Origin of the sequence: Achromobacter sp. 2789STDY5608615 (genome assembly GCF_001298995.1) — a bacterium.
Classification (GTDB): Bacteria; Pseudomonadota; Gammaproteobacteria; order Burkholderiales; family Burkholderiaceae_B; genus Achromobacter; species Achromobacter insuavis.
The window spans coordinates 47389-64147 of sequence record NZ_CYTY01000032.1 but is presented as its reverse complement, the minus strand read 5'-3'; the positions used below and the strand labels follow the sequence as shown (position 1 = coordinate 64147).

14 protein-coding genes, 1 pseudogene and 1 riboswitch are annotated in these 16759 nt (G+C 69.1%); of the genes and pseudogenes, 7 read left to right on the top strand and 8 right to left on the bottom strand.

What is annotated here, in order from left to right; translation table 11 throughout:
- Nucleotides 1–15 precede the first annotated feature (15 nt).
- Nucleotides 16–786, top strand: a complete 771-nt coding sequence (locus AOZ49_RS23590) for a LamB/YcsF family protein (protein ID WP_054478037.1) — start codon at nt 16–18, stop codon at nt 784–786.
- Between the two features lie 11 nt (nt 787–797).
- Here AOZ49_RS23590 and AOZ49_RS23585 read toward each other — a convergent pair whose 3' ends face one another.
- Nucleotides 798–1499, bottom strand: coding sequence for a GntR family transcriptional regulator (locus tag AOZ49_RS23585; protein ID WP_082380559.1), 702 nt, complete (start codon nt 1497–1499; stop codon nt 798–800).
- 113 nt (nt 1500–1612) lie between these two features.
- Nucleotides 1613–2251, bottom strand: coding sequence for a trimeric intracellular cation channel family protein (locus tag AOZ49_RS23580; RefSeq protein WP_054433137.1), 639 nt, complete (start codon nt 2249–2251; stop codon nt 1613–1615).
- Nucleotides 2252–2518: 267 nt separating this feature from the next.
- On the opposite strand from AOZ49_RS23580, the gene AOZ49_RS23575 reads away from it, so the two are divergent.
- Complete coding sequence (locus AOZ49_RS23575) at nt 2519–3388, top strand: universal stress protein (RefSeq protein WP_054478033.1); 870 nt, start codon at nt 2519–2521, stop codon at nt 3386–3388.
- Between the two features lie 37 nt (nt 3389–3425).
- Here the strand turns inward: AOZ49_RS23575 and AOZ49_RS23570 are convergent, their stop codons facing one another.
- From AOZ49_RS23570 to AOZ49_RS23555, 4 genes are all read right to left on the bottom strand, one after another.
- Nucleotides 3426–4673 (bottom strand): muropeptide transporter, encoded by a 1248-nt coding sequence (locus AOZ49_RS23570; RefSeq protein WP_054478051.1) that lies wholly within the window; start codon nt 4671–4673, stop codon nt 3426–3428.
- Nucleotides 4674–4775: 102 nt separating this feature from the next.
- Entirely contained in the window at nt 4776–5390 is a 615-nt protein-coding gene (gene metW, locus AOZ49_RS23565; RefSeq protein WP_054478031.1) for a methionine biosynthesis protein MetW, read from the bottom strand.
- Nucleotides 5387–6658 carry a homoserine O-succinyltransferase MetX gene (locus AOZ49_RS23560; RefSeq protein WP_054433134.1) on the bottom strand — a complete coding sequence of 424 codons (1272 nt, stop codon included), beginning with the start codon at nt 6656–6658 and terminating at the stop codon, nt 5387–5389. The genes metW and AOZ49_RS23560 overlap by 4 nt, the downstream gene beginning before the upstream one ends.
- Nucleotides 6648–6729, bottom strand: a riboswitch (SAM riboswitch). (Overlaps the previous gene by 11 nt.)
- 79 nt (nt 6730–6808) lie before the next feature.
- Nucleotides 6809–7564, bottom strand: a complete 756-nt coding sequence (locus tag AOZ49_RS23555; protein ID WP_054433133.1) for a GntR family transcriptional regulator — start codon at nt 7562–7564, stop codon at nt 6809–6811.
- Nucleotides 7565–7745: 181 nt separating this feature from the next.
- Between AOZ49_RS23555 and AOZ49_RS23550 the strand changes: the two genes are divergently transcribed.
- The 5 genes and pseudogenes from AOZ49_RS23550 to AOZ49_RS23535 all read left to right on the top strand — a co-directional run bounded on the left by AOZ49_RS23550 (nt 7746) and on the right by AOZ49_RS23535 (nt 12389).
- On the top strand, nt 7746–8027 hold the full coding sequence (locus AOZ49_RS23550; protein ID WP_054433132.1) for a UxaA family hydrolase: 282 nt from the start codon (nt 7746–7748) through the stop codon (nt 8025–8027).
- A 32-nt stretch (nt 8028–8059) separates the two neighbouring features.
- The gene (locus AOZ49_RS23545) at nt 8060–9235 is read left to right on the top strand and encodes a UxaA family hydrolase (protein WP_054433131.1); all 1176 of its coding nucleotides are present in this window, start codon (nt 8060–8062) and stop codon (nt 9233–9235) included.
- Nucleotides 9236–9384: 149 nt separating this feature from the next.
- A complete protein-coding gene (locus tag AOZ49_RS23540) occupies nt 9385–10398 on the top strand; it encodes a Bug family tripartite tricarboxylate transporter substrate binding protein (RefSeq protein WP_054460883.1) in 1014 nt (337 codons plus the stop codon).
- 14 nt (nt 10399–10412) lie between these two features.
- Nucleotides 10413–11349: pseudogene (locus AOZ49_RS31935) on the top strand (hydroxyacid dehydrogenase).
- A 32-nt stretch (nt 11350–11381) separates the two neighbouring features.
- The gene (locus AOZ49_RS23535; RefSeq protein ID WP_054433128.1) at nt 11382–12389 is read left to right on the top strand and encodes an Ldh family oxidoreductase; all 1008 of its coding nucleotides are present in this window, start codon (nt 11382–11384) and stop codon (nt 12387–12389) included.
- A gap of 76 nt (nt 12390–12465) precedes the next feature.
- On the opposite strand, the gene AOZ49_RS23530 is transcribed toward AOZ49_RS23535, so the two are convergent.
- Together AOZ49_RS23530 and AOZ49_RS23525 are read right to left on the bottom strand one after the other, a co-directional pair.
- Nucleotides 12466–15156, bottom strand: coding sequence for an Ig domain-containing protein (locus AOZ49_RS23530; RefSeq protein ID WP_054478029.1), 2691 nt, complete (start codon nt 15154–15156; stop codon nt 12466–12468).
- Between the two features lie 8 nt (nt 15157–15164).
- On the bottom strand, nt 15165–16706 hold the full coding sequence (locus tag AOZ49_RS23525; protein WP_156355729.1) for a hypothetical protein: 1542 nt from the start codon (nt 16704–16706) through the stop codon (nt 15165–15167).
- Between the last annotated feature and the right edge of the window lie 53 nt (nt 16707–16759).

The following is a 16759-nucleotide window of genomic DNA, read 5'->3' as shown; positions in this document are numbered from 1 at the left end:
GACAGGAACCCCATCATGAGCACAAGCATCGACCTGAACTGCGACATGGGCGAAAGCTATGGCGCCTGGAGCATGGGCAACGACGCCGCGGTGCTGGCCTTCGTCAGCTCGGCCAACATCGCCTGCGGCTTCCATGGCGGCGACCCCGCCACCATGCGCAAGACCGTGGCCGCCGCCCTCAAGCAGGGCGTGGCGCTGGGCGCGCACCCCAGCCTGCAGGACCTGGTCGGCTTCGGCCGCCGCGCGATTCCGATCACGCCGGACGAAGCCTACGACACCACCGTCTACCAGATCGGCGCGCTGGCCGGCGTGGCCGCCTCGCAAGGCGCGCGGCTGCACCACGTCAAGGCGCATGGCGCGCTCTACAACATGGCCGCCAAGGACGAAGTCCTGGCGCGCGCCATCTGCCAGGCGGTCAAGGACGTGGATGCCTCGCTGGTGCTGTACGGGCTGGCCGGCAGCAAGCTGATCGACGCCGCGCGCGCCATCGGGCTGACGGCGGCCAACGAAGTCTTCGCCGACCGTTCCTACCAGGACGACGGCTCGCTCACGCCGCGCACCCGCGCCGGCGCCATGATCGAGGACGTCGACCAGGCGGTGGCGCAGGTCGTGCGCATGGTCCGGGAAGGCAAGGTGCGCTCGGTCGACGGCAAGGACGTGCCGGTGCAGGCCGACACGCTCTGTATCCACGGGGACCAGCCCAATGCGCTGGTATTCGCCCGCGCCATCCGCGAAGCGCTGGAGCGGGCCGGCATCGCCGTGCGCACGCCGTCCGCGCACGCCTGACGGTCGCGGGCTTATGCGCGCCCGTAGCGCGGCGCGGACTCTTCGGCGTCCTGCAGCGACGCCTCGTGGTAGGCCCGCAGGATGCCCGGCAGCACATCGATCACGTAATTGCGCGTCAGCTCGGCGGCGCGGTCGAAATCGCGCTGGTCCAGCGCCTGCGTGATGCCCTGGGTGTAGGCCTGCAGGTTGTTCGAGGCCATGGTCTGCCTGGCCAGCAGGTAGCGCAGCGGCTCGACCTGCTCGTACAGCTTGGTCAGCACGTCCGCCAGCGGCGAATTGCCGGTGAAGCGGGCGCTGGCCAGGTAGAACTCGCGCAGCGCCGAGATGTAGGCGCGCACGTCGCCCTTGGCCATGGCGGCCGCGATCGCCTCGTCATAGCTGCGCAACTCGGCCACCAGGGGCGAGATGTCGTCGATCTCGGCGACCTGGCGGATGCAATAGGCTTCCAGCTCCGCGCGCAACTTGTACAGGTGGCGGATCTGGGTTTCGGAATACAGGGTGACCCGGAAGCCTTTGCGTTGGACGTGCGTCACCAGGCCGCTCAGTTCCAGCAGACGCAGCGCTTCCCGGATGGGACTGCGGCTGGTGCCGAAACGCTGCTCCAGTTCCTGTTCCCGCAATGGCTGCCCGGGCCTGATAGTGCCATCCACTATCAATTCACGAATCTGTTCCTGAAGGAAATACGGAATCGTGGCGGGCGCTTTGACGTCCAATCGGCTCCCCTTGTACTGCGTGATGCAAAGTATTGCGACAGCGACAAGATACTAGAAATTTATTGAAACACAAATAGGAAAATTGTTGCAGGAATGCGGGCTGCGAGGGGGCCTCAGTGCCAATCGTCGCGATAGACGAATTTCGGCATCTGCCAGTTGAAGCGCAGGGCCAGCAGGCGCAGCGCCAGCCCGACCGCCAGCGCGATCGGCACGGCGGCGTTGGCCGGCAGCCCCAGGGCCTGCACGCCCAGGTAGAGCGCCCCGGTCACCACCGACACGCTGGCGTACAGCTCCTTGCGGAACAGCAGCGGCACCTCGTTGCAGAGCACGTCGCGCAGCACGCCGCCGGCGCAGCCGGTGATCATGCCGCTGATCAGCACCACCGTGATCGGCAATTGCATCAGCTGTGCCACCTGGCAGCCGATGACCGTGAACGCCACCAGGCCCAGGGCGTCGGCCAGCAGGAACACGCTGCGCAGGCGCCGCATCACCGGGGCGATCAGCGCGGTCAGCAGGGCCGCGCCCGCCGTCATCCACAGGTACTCGGGATGCACCACCCAGGTCAGCGGGTAGTGCCCCAGCAGCACGTCCCGCAGCGAGCCCCCGCCCAGCGCGGTGACGCAGGCGATGATGCACACCCCCATCCAGTCCATGTCGCGCCGGCCGGCCGACAGCGCGGCGGTCATGGCTTCGGCCACGATGGCGACCAGGTAGAGCGTGTGCAGCAGGGCGGGCGAAAGATCGTAGAACATGGAGCGGGCGGAAATGGGGCAAAGGCCGCCCGAAAATCGGGGAACGGTCGCGGGGAACGGTCGGCGGCAGGCCCCATTGTATTGACGCGGGCGGCGGCCGGCGCATTGCCGGACGGCCGCGCCTCCCTTACGCTGGAAGCGCGTTGACATCGGTCAAGCCCCGGTCCGCGCCCCGGCGGGACAATGGGAGTGTGCCCGCAAGGGCGATAACGGCCGGACGGCGGGCTAGCGGGAGTCACCGGCCCGGCCCCATCTCGGGAGAAACGTATGTCGCAACAACCTGGCCCCATCCTTCTGGCCACGGACCTCAGCGCGCGGGGCGATCGCGCCCTCGATCGCGCGCTGCAACTGGCCAAGGAACTCGATACCAAGCTGGTCGTGCTGCACGTCATGGAAAACCACGGCGTGTCGGCGCGCCTGACCACCCCGGTCTGGCGCCGGCTGGCCGCGGACCACAAGTCGGTGGCCGAGCGCGAACTGGCCGAAGACCTGGCCAACGCCGGCATCGCCACCGAAGTCGTGGTGGTCACGGGCGATCCGCTGATGCGCATCATGGAAACCGCCGACAGCTTCGGCTGCTCGCTGATCATCGCCGGCATCGCCCGCGACGAGACCCTGGGGCGGCTGCTGCTCGGCACCACGGTCGAGAAGCTGGCGCGGCAGGCGCGCCAGCCGGTGCTGGTGGTCAAGAACCGGCCGCGCAAGCCGTACCGCGACGTGCTGGTGGCCACCGACTTCTCGGCCGGCTCGCGCCAGGCGCTGCGCGCCGCGCTGCAACTGGTGCCCAACGCCGACCTGACGCTGTTCCACGCCTACGATGTGCCGTTCCAGGGCAAGAACGTGCCGGACGACGCCGTCACCCGCAGCTTCTACCACGCGGCCGAGCAGAGTTCGCGCGAGTTCATCGCCGAGACGCCGGAACTGGCCGACGTGACGCCGCCCAAGGTGGTGCTGGAATGCGGCCAGCCGGAAACGGTGCTGTCGGAATACTCGTTCAACCACCGTTCCGACCTGGTCGTCACCGGCACCCATGGCCGCACCGGCCTGCTGCGCACCGCCATCGGCAGCGTCGCCGAGCGCCTGCTGGAAGCGCTGCCCAGCGACGTGCTGATCGTGCGCCTGACCGACGAGGCGTAACGCGCCGCCCTGGCGCCCGGCCCGCACGGGCCTGGCGTCAGGCGTCGTTGTCCTGGATCATGGCCTCGATGCGGCCGCGCAGCAGATACAGCAGCAACAGGCCCGGCAGCGCGATGACCACCGTCACCAGGAAGAACCCGGGCCAGCCCAGGTGCTCCACCAATGGCGGCGTCAAGGGTCCGGCCAGATAGGTCCGGCCCACGGCCGACAAGGCCGACAGCAGCGCGAACTGCGTGGCCGAGAAGCGCTGGCGGCACAGGGCCATCAAGAGCCCGACGAAGGCCGCCGTGCCCAGGCCGCCGCACAGGTTTTCCAGCCCCACCGCCGCGCCCATCAGCCAGATGCTCTTGGGGCTGACGGCGATCAGCCAGTAGCCCAGGTTGGACACCGCCTGCAGCAGGCCGAACACCATCAGCGACCGGTACAGGGTCCAGCGCGACATGATGAGACCGCCGGCCAGCGCGCCGACCACGGTCGCGGCCATGCCCATGACCTTGTTGACCGCGCCGACCTCGGTGGGCGTGTAGCCCGCACCGCGGATCAGGAAGGTGGTCGAGAGCGCGCCGGCAAAGGCGTCGCCCAGCTTGTACAGCACGATCAGCAGCAGCACCGCCAGCGCGCCGCGCCGGGTGAAGAACTCCTGCAAGGGCGCCGACACGGCCTCGCCCAGGCTGCGCGGCGGCTTGGCCACGTGCTCCGGCTCGGGCGCCCACAGCGTCGCCAGCGCGCACAGCAGCATCAGGCCGCCCATCACCACATAGGTATTGCCCCAGCCGATCCACTGGTCGGCCAGGATCAGCGCCAGGCCGCCGGAAACGATCATCGCCACCCGGTAGCCCATGACCTTGATGGCCGCGCCGGCGCCGCGCTCTTCCTTGCGCAGCACGTCGGTGCAATAGGCGTCGAAAGCGATGTCCTGGGTGGCCGACAGGAAAGCCACCAGCACCGCCAGCAGGGACAGCGTCTGCAAGGCCGAAGACGGCGACAGCGTGCCCATGACCATGATCGCCAGCCCCAGCAGCACCTGCGTCACCAGCATCCAGCCGCGGCGCCGGCCCAGCAGCGGCGGCGCATAGCGGTCCACCAGCGGCGCCCACAGGAACTTGAGGGTGTAGGCCGTGCCCACCAGGGTCAGGAAGCCGATCTGCTGCAACGGCACGCCGGCCACGGTGGCCCAGGCCTGCAAGGTGCCGCTGGTCAGTGCCAGCGGCAATCCGCTGGCGAACCCCAGGACCAGCAGGGGCGCGACGCGGGGACTGGTGTAGACGTTGGATACAGCGGTAATGACGGTCTCCTGGAACGAGCCGCCGCGGCGCACGGGCGTGCGCGGCGGGCTTGCGGCATTTTAGGCGCTGGCGCCCGGGCCGTCAGCCCGCGTTGCAGAATGTCAGGGCGAGGCGAAGCGGTACACCGCCAGGGTGCTGCGCCAGCTCGGGAAGGCCTTGATCTCGCGCCCTTCGTTGAAGGTGGCGCGTTCCAGGATGCGCAGGCCCAGCTCGCCGGCCAGCTGCTCGAAGTCGCGCAGCGTGCACAGGTGGATGTTGGGCGTGTTGTACCACTGGTAGGGCATCTGGCCCGTCACCGGCATGCGCCCGCGCAGGATGGCCCAGCCGTGCGGCCAATAGCCGAAGTTGGGGAACGACACCACGCCATGGCGCGCCACCCGCGCCATTTCGCGCAGGATGTGCTCGGTGCGGTGCATCGACTGCAGCGTCTGCGACAGCACCACGGTGTCGAACTGCTTGTCGTCGAACAGCGCCAGGCCGTCTTCCAGGTTCTGCTGGATCACCTCGACGCCGCGCCGCACGCAGGCGATGACGCAGGTGTCGTCCACTTCGACGCCCGCGCCGCGCACCTGGCGCTGATCGCGCAGGTGCGCCAGCAGGGCGCCGTCGCCGCAACCCAGGTCCAGCACGCGGCTGCCGGGCTCGATCCAGCTGGCGATGCGCGCCAGGTCGGGCCGCAGCGTGGCCAGGGCGGGACGGGGAGTCACAGGAGTCATGCGGAGCGTCCTTCGGTCTGGGCGGCGCCGGTCAGCTGCAGTTCACGGGCGATGCGCTCGTAGTAGCCGCGCACCACCGCATGGTAGCGCGCGTCCTCCAGCAGGAAGGCATCGTGCCCGTGCGGCGCGTCGATCTCGGCGTAGGTGACCGGGCTGGCGTTCTTGAGCAGGGCGCGCACGATCTCGCGCGAGCGCTCCGGCGGGAAGCGCCAGTCGGTGGTGAACGACACCAGCAGGAAGTCGGCCTTGGCCGGCGCCAGCGCGCGCGCCAGGTCGCCGCCGGTCTTGCGGGCCGGATCGAAGTAATCCAGCGCGCGGGTGATCAGCAGGTAGGTATTGGCGTCGAAATAACGGGTGAACTTCTCGCCCTGGTAGCGCAGGTAAGACTCGACCTCGAACTCGACGTCGTAGCCGTAGTGGTAGGCGCCATCGGCCGCCGGCGCGCGCTGGGCGCGGCCGAATTTCTCGGCCATGTCATCGTCGGACAGATAGGTGATGTGGCCGATCATGCGCGCCACCGACAGGCCGCGGCGCGGCACGGTTTCCTGCGCGTAGTAGTCGCCGCCGTGGAAATCCGGGTCGGTGATGATGGCGCGCCGCGCCACCTCGTTGAAGCCGATGTTCTGCGCCGACAGGCGCGGCGTGCTGGCGATGACCACGCAATTGGCCACGCGCTCGGGCAGCGTGATGGCCCAGCTCAGGGCCTGCATGCCGCCCAGCGAGCCGCCCATCACGGCGGCGAAGCGTTCGATGCCGAAGTGGTCCGCGACCCGGGCCTGCGCCTGCACCCAGTCTTCCACCGTCAGCACCGGGAAGGCGGCGCCCCAGGGCTTGCCGGTCTCGGGATTGATGCTGGCCGGCCCGGTCGAGCCGAAGCATGAGCCCAGGTTGTTGACGCCGATGACAAAGAACACATTGGTGTCCACCGGCTTGCCGGGGCCCACCATGTTGTCCCACCAGCCGACATCGCTGGGGCTGTCGGCCGCCTGGCCCGCCACGTGGTGCGAGGCGTTCAGGGCGTGGCAGATCAGCACGGCGTTGCTGCGCGCGGCGTTGAGCGTGCCGTAGGTTTCGACCGCCAGCTCGTAGGAAGCCAGCGACTGACCGCTGAGCAAGGCCAGCGGCTCGTCGAAACGCAGGAAGACGGGAGCGACCAGTCCGACGGAACCGGGATCAGCGGCGTCGGACTGAGAGATGGCGGCGGCGGGCAGGGTCGCGAGCGCGGCGCTGGCCGAATCACCGGCCGAATGTTGGGCAGGAGTGGTCATACGGACCTCTTTAGCTGGATTTATTGGAAGGCGCCCGCAAGCGGATCAGGCAAATCGGCGCCGAAAATTGGGTAGTGCGGCAGGAATTCTAGCACTGCTTGCGCGGGGGGCCGCAAGCGCCCGCGTCCGATACGCGGGCCGGGCGGCGGCTCAGGCCCCCGCCTCCCAGGGTTCATGCCCCAGGTATTCGTAGCGTTCGGTGTTGACGCGCGAGATGCGCCATTCGACCGGCTGGCGGTTGTACGAATACGCCAGGCGGCGGATCTCCAGCAACGGCCCGCCCTCGGCCACGCCCAGCCAGCGCGCATGGGAACGGTCGGCCAGGCAGGTGCGCAGGCGTTCATCGGTGGCGATGACGTTGACGCCGAACACGTCCTGGTACAGCGCGTACAGCGTGCTGGCGCGTTCGCGCAGGTGCGCCTCGGTCATGCCCGGAAAGCGCGATTCCGGCAGGCAGATGTCGTCGACCATGACCACATCGCCGTTCAGCGACAGCATGTTGAGGAACTCGAACACGTAGGCGCCGGCCGGCAGGCCAAGCTTGTCGCGCGCCTCGGCCGAGGCCTTGACGCGGCGAAAGCGCAGCAGCTCGGTGGCCGGATACGACTTGTGGCCGTCCTGGCGCAGGATGCGGAAGAACTTGAAGAAGTGGTGGTTGCGCGTGTGCACCGCGACATAGGTGCCGCGGCCCTGATGGCGCACCAGGATGTTCTCGGCGGCCAGTTCGTCGATGGCCTTGCGCAACGTGCCGATCGACACGCCGAAGCGCTCGGCCAGGTTCTTCTCCGGCGGAATCGCCTCGCCCTGCTTCCATTCGCCTTGCGCCAGCGCGGCAAGCACGGCCTGCTTGACCTGCTCGTACAAGGGACTGCCCAAAGGCACAGTCGATGACAGGCTGGTGTTCATGGGTGCATCGCAATAAATCAGGGCCTCCAGTGTAGCGGCGCGGACCGCCTCGGCTCAAGTCATACAATTCATATATATGATTTAGTTGACATGCGAAAAAGCCCGCCCTAAGATTTGCCGGACGTTGTGATCCGAAGCGCCCGCGGCACTCCGCCGCGCGCTCACCCAGGAGAGGAAGACGATGATTCACGCCGTATTGCACGATGCCAAGGACACGGTGGCGGTCGCCGTGGTGGAGGGCCTGACCGCCGGAACGGAGCTCAATGCCTGGATCATGGACGAGGACAAGATCGTCCACGTGCGGGCCTCGCAGGACATCCCCATCGGCCACAAGGTCGCGATCAAGGACATGGCCGTGGGCGACACGGTCTTCAAGTACGGCGTGGACATCGGCCGCGTGGTCGCGCCGATCCAGGCCGGCCAGCACGCCCACGTGCACAACATCAAGACCAAGCGCTGGTAAGCCGCCTCCCCTCGCCCACACAGGAAACCATCATGTCCGTCATCAATGCTCAGACCACCTTCCAGGGCTACCGCCGCGACAACGGCCGGGTCGGCGTGCGCAACCACGTCATCGTGCTGCCCGTGGACGACATCTCCAACGCCGCGGCCGAGGCCGTCGCCAACAACATCAAGGGCACCCTGGCCCTGCCCCACCCCTACGGCCGCCTGCAGTTCGGCGAAGACCTGGAACTGCACTTCCGCACCCTCATCGGCACCGGCTGCAACCCGAACGTGGCGGCGGTGGTGGTGATCGGCATCGAGGAAGGCTGGACCAAGCGCGTGGTCGACGGCATCGCCGCCACCGGCAAGCCGGTCATGGGCTTCAGCATCGAGCTGCACGGCGACCACGACACCATCATGCGCGCCTCGCGCTGCGCCAAGGAATTCGTGCACTACGCCACCGCGCTCACGCGCAGCACGTGTCCGATCTCGGACCTGTGGGTCTCGACCAAGTGCGGCGAGTCCGACACCACCTCGGGCTGCGGCGCCAACCCGACCGTGGGCAACGCCTTCGACAAGCTCTACGCGCTGGGCTCGACCCTGGTGTTCGGCGAGACCTCGGAACTGACCGGCGGCGAACACATCGTGGCCGAGCGCTGCGCCAACGACGCCGTGCGCGAACGCTTCATGTTCATGTTCGACCGCTACCAGGCCATGATCGACCGCTGGAAGACCAGCGACCTGTCCGAATCGCAGCCGACCAAGGGCAACATCGCCGGCGGCCTGACCACCATCGAGGAAAAGGCGCTGGGCAACATCCAGAAGATCGGCAAGCAGTGCCGCGTCGACGGCGTGATCGACAAGGCCGAGATCCCCGACGGGCCGGGCCTGTGGTTCATGGACTCGTCCTCGGCCGCGGCCGAGATGGTGACGCTGTGCGCGGCCTCGGGCTACGCGGTGCACTTCTTCCCCACCGGCCAGGGCAACGTCATCGGCAACCCGATCCTGCCGGTCATCAAGATCTGCGCCAATCCGCGCACGGTGCGGACCATGTCGGAACACATCGACGTCGACACCAGCGCCCTGCTGCAACGCGAGATCGACCTGAACCAGGCCGGCGACAAGCTGCTCGAATGCATGCTCGCCACCGCCAACGGCCGCTGGACCGCGGCCGAGGCCCTGGGCCACCGCGAGTTCGTCCTGACCCGCATCTTCGAAAGCGCCTGACGGCGCCCGGCCGGCGCGCCACGCGCGCCGGCCGCCCCCGCAGTTCCTCGCAACACACGCACAAAAGCATGCAGACCCGGGCGCAAGCCGCCACGGCAGCACAGGCGTAAGCATTCCTACCCGGGCGCCACCCCCAAGGAGGAAGACAGATGAATCGCGAGCAACACCCCCCGATCGACGACGCCCAGCGCCGACGCCTGCTCGGCGCGCTGGGCGCCGCCGGCCTCTGTGCGCTGGCCCCATGGCAACAGGCCCTGGCGCAGAAGCGCGCCTGGCCGGAACGCCCCATCAACTACGTGGTGCCCTTCCCGCCCGGCGGCCTGACCGACGTGGCCGCGCGCCAGGTCGGCAAGGCCTTGAGCGACGCCGAACGCTGGAACATCGTGGTCGAGAACCGGCCCGGCGGCAGCGCCAACATCGGCGCGGCCCACGTCTCGCACGCCGCCCCCGACGGCTACACCTGGCTGGCCATCACGCTATCGCACGCCGCCAACGCCACGCTGTTCGCCGGCAAGGCCGGCTACGACCTGACCCGCGACCTGACGCCGGTGGCGGGGCTGGCGTCCTCGCCCATCATGGTGGTGGTCAACGCCAAGAGCCCGATCAAGACCATGGCCGACCTGGCGCGCGCGGCCGCCGCCAAGCCGCTGGCGGCCGGCTCCAGCGGCAACGGCACGCCGCCGCACCTGACCCTGGCGCTGTACCAGAAGCTGACCGGCGCGCCGCTGATGCACGTGCCGTACAAGGGCGGCGCGCCGTCGCTGACCGATCTCATCGGCGGCCACCTGGACGTGGTGTTCTCCAACTACCCCGAGTCGCTGTCGCATGTGAAGAACGGCTCGCTGCGGGCGCTGGCCATCACCACCCGCGAACGCAGCGCCGACCTGCCCGACGTGCCCACGGTGGCGCAGGCCGGCCTGCCCGACCTGATCGTGGAGAACTTCACCGGCGTGATGGCCCCCGCCAGCACACCGCCGGAACTGGTGCAGCGCATCGGCGACGCCATCGTCAAACAGGTGTCGCAACCGGCCATGCAGCAGGCGCTGCTGCAATTGGGCTTCGTGCCGCAGCCACGCGGGCCGGCGGAGTTCGGCGCCTACGTGCGGTCCGAAGTGGATCGCTGGGCCAAGATCATCCGCGACGCCAACATCCAGATCGCCTGACCCCGGAGCCCTTCATGCACGTGCTTATCTCGGAGTTCATGGACGCGCCCGCGGTCGACAGCCTGCGGCAGCGCTTCGACGTGCGCTACGCCCCCGACCTGGTGGAGCAGCGCGACGCCCTGCTGCAAGCCGCCGCCGGGGCCGACGCCCTCATCGTGCGCAACCGCAGCCAGGTGGACGCGGCGCTGCTGGCCGCCGCGCCGCGCCTGCGCGCGGTCGGCCGGCTGGGCGTCGGGCTGGACAACATCGACCTGCCCGGCTGCGCCGCGCGCGGCATCCAGGTGGTGCCGGCCACCGGCGCCAACGCGCGCGCCGTGGCCGAGTACGTCATCGGCACCGTGCTGGCGCTATTGCGCGGCGCCTACGCCGCCAGCGCCGAGGTGGCGGCCGGCGCCTGGCCGCGCGCGGCGCTGTCCCAGGGCCTGGAGGCGCATGGCCGCACGCTGGGGGTGGTCGGCTTCGGCGGCATCGGCCAGTTGACGGCGCGGCTGGCGGCCGGCCTGGGCATGCGCATCGTCGCCTGCGACGCGGCGCTGCCGGCCGCCCATCCGGCCTGGGCCGAGACCGGCGCCACCCGCCTGGAGCTGGACGAGCTGCTGACCCGCGCCGACGCGGTCACCCTGCACGTGCCGCTGAACGCCGACACCCACCGCCTGCTGGATGCCGGCCGCATCGCCCGCATGCGGCCGGGCGCCATCCTGGTCAACACGGCCCGTGGCGGCGTGGTGGACGAAGCCGCCCTGGCGGCGGCGCTGCGCTCGGGCCACCTGCGCGGCGCGGCGCTGGACGTGTTCGAACAGGAGCCGCTGCCCGCCGGCGGCCCCCTGGCCGGCGCGCCCAACCTGATCCTCACCCCCCCACATCGCCGGCCTGACACAGGAAGCCAACACCCGCGTTTCCGAGATGGTGGCCGCCGGTGTGACAATAGCGCTTACCGGCGGCGCCCGATGACACGCGGCGCGCCCCCCCCTGACAGGAAGGATATGGCTCACATCTATCTGGACGAACTTCAACACCTGGCCGCGGCCAGCCTGGCCGCCGCGGGCGCCAACCCGGCCATGGCCGACACCACCGCGCGCGCGCTGGTCTTCGCCGAAAGCCAGGGGCTCAGTTCCCACGGCCTGTCACGGGTGCCGTTCTACGCCGGCCACCTGCGCGCCGGCCGCGCCATCGGCAGCGCCGTGCCGCGCATCGCGCACGAACGCGGCGGCGCGGCGCTGATCGATGCCGGCTCGGGCCTGGCGTTTCCCGCCTGCGCGCTGGCGGTCCAGGAAGCGGCCCGCCGCGCCCGCGAGCACGGCGTGGCCTTCATCGGCGTGGCCAACAGCCACCATTTCGGCGAGGCCGGCTACCACCTGGAAGCCCTGGCCGACGCCGGCCTGGTGGCGCTGGCGCTGAGCAACTCGCCCGCGGCCATGCCGGCCTGGGGCGGAAAGCGTCCGCTATTTGGCACCAATCCCATCGCCGCCGTGTTCCCGCGTCGCGGCGGCGGCCGCATCGTCATCGACCTGTCGCTGTCGCAAGTGGCGCGCGGCAAGCTCATGATCGCCGCGCGCGACAACCAGCCGATCCCGCTGGGCTGGGCGCTGGACGCCGACGGCCAGCCCACCACCGATCCCAAGGCCGGCCTGGCGGGCAGCATGCTGCCCGCCGGCGGCGTCAAGGGCGCGATGCTGGCGCTGATCATCGAACTGCTGGCCTGCGCCCTGACCGGCTCGCACTTCGGTTTCGAGACCGAGTCGTTCTTCGTCGACGAAGGCGGCCCGGCGCGCCTGGGCCAGGCCTTCATGGCCATCGACCCCGGTGCGCTGGCCGGCAACGAGGCCTACCTCGAACGCGTCGAGACGCTGGTGGAAGCCATGCTGGAAGACGACGGCGTGCGCCTGCCCGGCGACCGCCGCCGCAAGCTGCGCGACGAGGCGCTCAAGCACGGCGTGGAAGTCCCCGAAGCGCTGATGACGCAGTTGCGCGCCATGTCGGGCGTGGCCTGACACTTTCCTGGCGGCGCCCCGCGGCCGGACAGGCCGCGGGACGCGGCCCGCGCCCCATCCGCTGCCATGCTGACGGTCACGGGGCCGCAGGCGGCACGATCTCCAGTATGAACAAGGCCGAGGCGAACAAGACGCCATCCAGGGGAAGATCCGAGACATAGACGAAGAACTCGCTCTTCATCTTTTCGTGGGTCGTGCCGGTAATGACGCCCGTGCTGGGATCCATCTTCAGCCCACGGGGCAATCCGCCTCCCGCCACGCGATAGGTGACCGGCCGCCCCGCGGCACTGACGCCTGACACGGGTTGATAGTTGACGGCTTCCCCGGCCTGATACGTTTTCGACGACACCAGGACCGTCGCCGTCGGCAACTGGTACGTCACCAGACCGAAACGGGCCTCGGCCTCATGCGCAGGCGAAGCGCTGTCGGTGACAGTGACGGTGTACCTGGCGTCACTGCTATCGACCTGTTCGACCGTCGGTGTGCCCGAGATGATGCCAGTGGCAGGATCCATCGACAAACCGCTCGGCAATGCGGGCGCCACCGTGTACGTGAGCGCGCTGCCGATACCGCTGGACGCCGTCACCGGCGCGTAAGGCGGGAACACCATGGATATCCGCTGGGGCTTCACCGGCGCATTCATCGTGATGGCGATGCCCGGGTTGGAAGACACGCTCAGCTTGAAGGTGGCCGAGGCCGTCTGCGGGGGGCTGGCGCCATCCGTGACCGTGACGGTGTACTCGGTCTCGGGCGACGGGGCCGTCGCCGTGCCGGTGATCTCGCCGCTGCGCGCATCCATGCCCAGCCCGCTCGGCAAAGCCGGCTGGACGCTGAACTGGGGCAGTCCCAAACCGCCTTCGGCCTTGACCGGGCTTTCCGTGACGGGCTTGCCGACCTCGACCGAGATCGTCGTCGTGCCCACGGCCGTCGCGGTGAGTGCCGGCGCGATCGCCAGGGTGAAGGTGCCGGTCGCCGAATGCGCCGGCGTGGCGCTGTCCGTCACGGTGTAGGTGTACGTCGTGATCGCGGACGGCGCGGTCGCGGCCCCCGTGATGGCGCCGGTTCCCGCATTCATGGCCAGCCCCGTCGGCAACGCCGGCGTCACGGTGTACTGATAAGGACGGACGCCGCCCGAGGTCATCGGCGGGGTGTAGTCGACCGGATCCGTGACCCGATGCTCCTCGCCATGGTTGAACACCGACGTCTTCAGCCCCGCATTGACGGCGAGCGAGAAGGTCGCGGCGGCTTTATGCCCCGCGTCATCGGTGACCGTGACGGTGTAGACCGCCTCTTTGGACTCGCCGGACGCAGCACCGGTGATGACGCCGGTGGCGGCACTCATCGAAAGCCCCTCGGGCAACGTCGGCGCGACCGCGAAATGGCGCGTGCCGACACCGCCAATGGCCGTCACCGGCGTGATGTCGAGCGCGGGGTCGCCAACGACGATGGTTTGCGTGGAGATGACGGTCGTGGCCGCCAGGCCGTCGACGATCTCGAGCGTGAAGTTCGCAGTGACCGGCGGCACCGCCGACACCAACCCATCGACGGACAACGCCACGGTGTAGCTCGTGGCCGGCGCCGCGCTGGAGGCGGATCCCGTGATCACACCGGTTGCCCCGTCCATTGCCAGTCCGGCGGGAAGCGCCGGCGACACGGCGTAGGCGTATGCAAACGCCGAAACCTCGGGCAGCCCGCCCGAGCCGGTGACCGGACGATAGTTGATGGACTCGCCGACCGTGGCGATCTTGTTTCCGTCCACGACTGTCGCGGTGAGCACATCGGCAACGGCGAGCGAGAAATTGGCCGTATATGAGTGAGCTATTACGGCACTGTCCGTTACCGTCACCGTGTACGTCGTCCAGGGAGACGCGACCGTGCCGGAGCCGTCGATATTGACCAGGTAAAGCCCCGCATCGGTACGATCCTTCGCCACGCTGACGCTCACGCCAGGAGGCAGCGGCGGCGAGACGGCAGCATGGAACGCGCCGATCCCCCCTCTGACCTGCAACAGGCCTTCGACCATGTTGTATTCATTCAGCATGAAGCCAATACGATCACCGCCGCCAGTGGCGACAAATGCCGGTCCGATGGTCATATCGAACGTGGCGCTGGCGGTATGCGCTGGGGTGGCGGCATCGCTCACCGTGACGGTGTAGGTCGTCTCCGGCGAGTCGACGGTCGCAGTGCCGGACAGGACGCCCGTATCCGTGGAAAAGGCCAGCCCCGCCGGCACGGTCGGCGCGATGGCGTAACTCAGCTTGCCGATGCCGCCGCTGGCGGTCACCGGCACCATGTCGGCAAAGGGCTCGCCGACCAGCCACGTCCCGGCGGCGAGCGTGGCCTTGGCCGACAGCGGCCCGACGACAGTCACCTGATAGCTGCCACTGCCCGACTCGAACGCGGGCAGGTCGGCCGCCTGCGTGGCGGTGACGGTGGCGGTGCCCGCCGCCACCGCGGTGACCGTGCCGTCGGCGGCGACACGCGCGATGGCGTCATCGCTGGAACGGTAGGTGATGGCCCCCTTGCTGGCCGGCTGGTCGCTGCGCGCGGGATTGGGGGCCGTTTCGCCGAGCGCCAGGGTGAGCGCTGGTTGCGCGAAGCTCAGCCTCGGGGTGGCGGTGGCCTTCTCGACGACGACATTGATCACGCTCAGCCGGGATTGCGCGAACGTCGCGCCGGCCCATGACAAGCCCAGGACAAAGCAGGCCCCGACCAGGGTATAGAGGACCAGGTCGGAAAGGGTGTGGAGGTATTTTGACATCTTCATCCGGCCGTTCATTTGCGGCCCACGGTGATCTTGACGTTGTAGGTCGCCAGGGTGGCGTCGCTGACACGCACGACGTACTCGTCGGTCTGCGCCGGCACGGGCAACCTGAACAGGTCGACCGAGAGTTGCGCCGGCGCGACCGTGAATTGCGGTGGCGTCGCCACCGCGGCGCCGTTTTTCTGCACGGCCGCCAGCGTCAGCGCGCCACTGCCCACGGCGATGGTCAGGCGCTGGCCATCGGCGCTGACCTTGGCGCCCGGCGGCAGGCCGGCCTTCTCGATGAAGACTTCCTGCACGCCGGTGCGGTCGACCTTGGCCAGGAACGTCTGCGGAATGCGGTCGGGCCGCGTGACGGCCTTGTCCAGCAGGCGCTCGCCGGTGTACTGCTGCAGCGATTCGCGCATGGCCAGCGAGCTGCCGTCGGCCGTATAGCGCGACGGCGAGATCAGCTTCATCAGGTCGACGTAGACCATGACCGTCTTGCTGTTGAGCGCGCCATCGCGGCCGCGCGACATGCCGAACGACAGGCGCGCCTTGTCGCCCGACAGGCTGGCGACCAGATCGCGCGACACGCCGGTCGATACGCGCATGTCGAACAGGTAGTCCTTGTAGACCGCGAACTTCACGCCGCCGGACAGATAGGGACGGTGGCGGCTCTCGACCGAGCCGTCGCCCATCGGGTAGCGTTCGTGTTCCATGCCGAGCGAGGTGCTGAGCACGAGCGAAGAGAACGGCGCGTATTGCAGGTCCACGCTGGCGCCGAACAAGCGGCCCGTGGAGATGCGGCGCGGGTCGTACAGCACGCGGGTGTAGTTGGCGTAGTCCTCGACCACCGTGCGGCTCGACAGGTCGTTCGGGCTGTGGGCGCGCGCGCCCCACGCGGATGCGCCCAGCGCATGCAGTCCCAGCCCCGATTCCGGTGCGAACAGGCGGCGCGCCGCCACGATGCCCGCCAACTGGGTGACCGGCACGCGCGCGCTGCCGGAATCGAAATCGAACGACGGCCTGCCCTTCATCAGCGACACCGCGGCGTCGAATTCGTATTGCTTGCTGGCGTCGACGAAAATGCCGCGGCCGATCAGTTCGCGCTGGTATTCACCGAGCTGCATGCTGGCGCCAAGCGCGAAACGATCGGTGATGAGCCGGGAGTATTCGATGCGGCCGATCGGCGCGTTGTCCATGGCGCCGCCGCCGACCCTGAAACGCGAATCGGGCGTGGACAGCGCGAAGGAATCCCGCCCCAGCGACAGGGTGCCGTCGCCCACGGGCACGGTCAGGTTGGCATTCGACGCGCCCATGCGCGTGTCGGACGCCGCGGCCATCATGGGATTGCCGCGGGCATCGCGCCGCGCCTGCTCGGCCCGCGCGGATTCCTGCAGGAACGAAGCGAAGGCCCGTTCGAGTTCGCGCTTGTCGCCGGCTTGCGGCGCCGGCAAGTCGGGCAACCCGGCCGCCTTGGCGGGCGTGGGCGAGGCGAAAGCCGCGGCCAGCGCCAGCAGCAGCGCCCGCATGCCGTAGCAGGACAGGGCCCCGCCACGGGCGACAGGCATCTTGCCAGGAGACGATTCCGTATTGGGATGGGCCGCGCGATGGGCGATGGATT

What these genes read in the sequence shown, in the direction of transcription:
- AOZ49_RS23590 (WP_054478037.1), top strand. Translation starts at nt 16, where the DNA reads ATGAGCACAAGCATCGACCTGAACTGCGACATGGGCGAAAGCTATGGC.
- AOZ49_RS23580 (WP_054433137.1), bottom strand. Translation starts at nt 2,251, where the DNA reads ATGTTCTACGATCTTTCGCCCGCCCTGCTGCACACGCTCTACCTGGTC.
- AOZ49_RS23575 (WP_054478033.1), top strand. Translation starts at nt 2,519, where the DNA reads ATGTCGCAACAACCTGGCCCCATCCTTCTGGCCACGGACCTCAGCGCG.
- metW (WP_054478031.1), bottom strand. Translation starts at nt 5,390, where the DNA reads ATGACTCCTGTGACTCCCCGTCCCGCCCTGGCCACGCTGCGGCCCGAC.
- AOZ49_RS23560 (WP_054433134.1), bottom strand. Translation starts at nt 6,658, where the DNA reads ATGACCACTCCTGCCCAACATTCGGCCGGTGATTCGGCCAGCGCCGCG.
- AOZ49_RS23555 (WP_054433133.1), bottom strand. Translation starts at nt 7,564, where the DNA reads ATGAACACCAGCCTGTCATCGACTGTGCCTTTGGGCAGTCCCTTGTAC.
- AOZ49_RS23550 (WP_054433132.1), top strand. Translation starts at nt 7,746, where the DNA reads ATGATTCACGCCGTATTGCACGATGCCAAGGACACGGTGGCGGTCGCC.
- AOZ49_RS23545 (WP_054433131.1), top strand. Translation starts at nt 8,060, where the DNA reads ATGTCCGTCATCAATGCTCAGACCACCTTCCAGGGCTACCGCCGCGAC.
- AOZ49_RS23540 (WP_054460883.1), top strand. Translation starts at nt 9,385, where the DNA reads ATGAATCGCGAGCAACACCCCCCGATCGACGACGCCCAGCGCCGACGC.
- AOZ49_RS23535 (WP_054433128.1), top strand. Translation starts at nt 11,382, where the DNA reads ATGGCTCACATCTATCTGGACGAACTTCAACACCTGGCCGCGGCCAGC.
- AOZ49_RS23530 (WP_054478029.1), bottom strand. Translation starts at nt 15,156, where the DNA reads ATGAAGATGTCAAAATACCTCCACACCCTTTCCGACCTGGTCCTCTAT.
- AOZ49_RS23525 (WP_156355729.1), bottom strand. Translation starts at nt 16,706, where the DNA reads ATGCCTGTCGCCCGTGGCGGGGCCCTGTCCTGCTACGGCATGCGGGCG.